This window comes from Paraburkholderia sp. SIMBA_053 (genome assembly GCF_046534895.1).
Taxonomy (GTDB): domain Bacteria; phylum Pseudomonadota; class Gammaproteobacteria; order Burkholderiales; family Burkholderiaceae; genus Paraburkholderia; species Paraburkholderia caledonica.
Genome location: NZ_JAWRXU010001236.1, coordinates 1 through 252 on the forward strand (window position 1 = coordinate 1; position 252 = coordinate 252).

General features: G+C 61.9%; 1 protein-coding gene. It reads right to left on the bottom strand.

Annotation, left to right across the window (positions count from 1 at the left end; translation table 11 throughout):
• The coding region (locus tag SB753_RS39575) for an isocitrate lyase/phosphoenolpyruvate mutase family protein (RefSeq protein ID WP_410805486.1) at positions 1–252 on the bottom strand (252 nt) is incomplete at both ends.

Sequence of the window (252 nt, forward strand, 5' to 3'; positions counted from 1 at the left end):
GCTTCAATGAACAACGCATCGGCACCTGCTTCCAGATATCGCTCGGCGCGATCGAGCGCAGCGTCCAGTCCCTCGACGGCCACCGCATCGGTGCGCGCCAGGATCATCGTCTCGCTGTTCGATCGCGCATCGACTGCCGCGCGCAATTTGCCGCACATCTCTGCAACCGGGATTAATGACTTCCCGTCCAGATGCCCGCAACGTTTCGGGAAGGTCTGATCTTCCAGCTGGATCATGGCCGCGCCAGCGCGT